The organism is Desulfuromonadales bacterium (genome assembly GCA_035620395.1).
Classification (GTDB): Bacteria; Desulfobacterota; Desulfuromonadia; order Desulfuromonadales; family DASPGW01; genus DASPGW01.
Genome location: DASPGW010000004.1, coordinates 1 through 2,576, shown reverse-complemented (window position 1 = coordinate 2,576; position 2,576 = coordinate 1). Strand labels below are relative to the sequence as shown.

General features: G+C 69.0%; 2 protein-coding genes. Both read right to left on the bottom strand.

The window, feature by feature from the left end; translation table 11 throughout:
* On the bottom strand, positions 1-1,838 hold a 1,838-nt coding region (locus tag VD811_00190; GenBank protein HXV19388.1), incomplete at its 3' end, for a cobyric acid synthase.
* Between the two features lie 19 nt (positions 1,839-1,857).
* Positions 1,858-2,576 (bottom strand): cobalamin biosynthesis protein (locus VD811_00185; GenBank protein ID HXV19387.1); only part of this gene is annotated, 719 nt, incomplete at its 5' end.

Below are 2,576 nucleotides of genomic sequence, written 5' to 3'. Positions count from 1 at the left end.
CGCCGCCCCAGCATCTGGTAACCGCCGCAGATGCCGACCACCCGGCCGCCGGCGGCATGGTAGTCGTGGATCGCCCGGACAAAGCCGCTGGCCCGCAGAAATTCCAGGTCGGGGATGGTGCTCTTGGTGCCGGGGAGGATCAGCAGGTCGCACCCCGCCACCTCCTGCGGATCGGCGAGGTAGGCAAGTTCCACCTCCGGCTCGGCTTCCAGGGGATCAAAATCGGTGTAGTTGGCGATGCGCGGCAGCCGCACCACCCCGATGCGCAGGGCGCCCTGCCTTGGCCCGCTCCCCTTGCGGCCGAGAGCCACCGAGTCCTCCTCGGGGAGCCGGAGATCGAGCCACGGCACCACGCCGAGGACCGGCACCCCGGTGCGCGCCTCGATCGCCGCGATCCCGGGACGCAGCAGGGCGGGGTCGCCGCGGAAGCGGTTGATCACCACCCCGGCGATGCGCTCCCGCTCGTCCTGATCGAGCAGTTCAAGGGTGCCGACGATGGCGGCGAAGACCCCGCCGCGGTCGATGTCCGCCACCAGCAGCACCGGCGCCTGCGCCATCGCCGCCGCCCGCAGGTTGACGATGTCATGCTCCTTCAGGTTGATCTCGGCGATGCTCCCCGCCCCCTCCATGACGACCACCTCGCAGGAGGCGGCCAGCCGTTCGAAGGACTCGCGGACCCGGGCGAAGGCCTCCGACTTGAAGGCGTGATAGCCGGTCACCGTCATGTTGCCCACCGGCCGCCCGTGCACGATCACCTGCGAGCCGGTGTCGGAGTTCGGCTTGAGCAGGATCGGGTTCATATCGGTGTGGGGCGGGACGCCGCAGGCGGCGGCCTGCAACGCCTGGGCCCGGCCGATCTCGCCACCCTCCGGGGTGACGGCGGAATTGAGCGCCATGTTCTGCGCCTTGAAGGGAGCGACCCGGTATCCCCGCCGCAGCAGCAGACGGCAGAGGCCGGCGGCGATGACGCTCTTGCCGACGTCGGAGCCGGTGCCGCCGACGAAGAGGGCGCGAGCTTTCGCTCGCGAAGGATGAAGGATGAAGGATGAGGGATGAATATTTACTACTTCATCCTTGCCTTTCTCCTCCTTCATCCTTCCTACTTCATCCTTGTTGAGATATCCCCGCGGCGTCACCAGCCGCCCCGCCGCATCGAGGCGCGTCTGCGAGTTGCCGACGATGACAATGGAAAGCATGTCGATGTCGTGGGCAATAAAGTCGGCGAGAGTGGTCACCGTCACCTCTTCCCCCGGCCGGCAGGCGTTGCGCACGATGCCGACCGGCGTCTCCGGAGCGCGCTGGCGGAGGAGGATCTCCTGCGCTTCGACGACCTGCACGGCGCGCCCCCGGCTTTTCGGGTTGTAGAGGGCAACGACGAAGTCGGCGGCGGCGGCCGCCTCGAGCCGGCGGCGGATCAGCCCCCAAGGGGTCAGCAGGTCGGAGAGGGAGATGACGGCGAAGTCGTGCATCAGCGGCGCCCCGAGGCGGGCGGCGGCCGCCTGCACGGCGGAGAGGCCGGGGACGATCTGGATGTCGACACCCCCTTCCGCCAGCTCCAGCGCCAGCCCGGCCATGCCGTAGATGCCGGCATCGCCCGAGGAGATCAGCGCCACCGTCCTCCCCGCGGCGGCAAGCGCCAGCGCCTGCCGACAGCGTTCGACCTCCTGGCGCATCCCCGAAGAGACGACCTCCTTGCCGGCCAGGCACTGGGGGATGAGGTCGAGGTAGGTCTTGTAGCCGACGACGACCTGCGCCGCCTCGATCGCCTGCAGCGCGGCGGGAGTGATATGTTCGCTGCCGCCGGGACCGATGCCGACGACGAAGAGTTTTCCGTTCATCTCAAAACCTTGAATGCTGTTACGATTTTTCTGCTACGGCGAGAGTGACATTGCCGCTCTTCACCTTCTTCAGCAGCAGCCTCCCGCTGCCGGCGGCGAGCAGCGCGGCCGGCTCGGCCACGCCGGCGGCGCCGATGGCGGCCAGGGCGTGGGCGGAAGGCGGCGAGGGGACGGGAACGGCGTTCAGTTCTTCGCTCTCGAAGAAGTGCAGCGGGATGCCGTGTTTTTCGCCAAAGGCGAGCAATCCCGCCTCCTCGCGCTTGACGGCGGCAGTGCCGATGGCGGCGACGCTGCCGAGCGAGAGGAAGAGATGCTTGAGTTGGGCGCCGACGACTTCGGCGATCTCCTCGGCCCCGGTGCCGCTGTTGCAGCCGATGCCGAGGACGAGGTTCTTCGGCCGCAGCACCAGCAGGTTTCCGGCCTGGGCCTGGGGCGGCAGATGGCGGTTGGTCACGAAGACGAAGCCGGCGGCGCCGCTCCGCAGGGTGGCGGCGAAGTTGGCGTGGAAGGAGAGCCGCCCCCGGCCGGCAAAGCGGGCGGCGACCCTGCCGCCCGGGTCGACCACGGCGATCTCTTCGCCGGCCAGGAGCAGGGCGTTGAGGCTCTTGACCCGGCCGAGATCGTCGATCACCCACCCCTCCTCCTGCGCCAGCAGGTCGAAAGAAGGGAGTTCGTTGACGTCGGTGGCGGTGGTGATCACCGCCTGGCCGCCGAGCAGTTCGGCCACGTCCCGGGCCA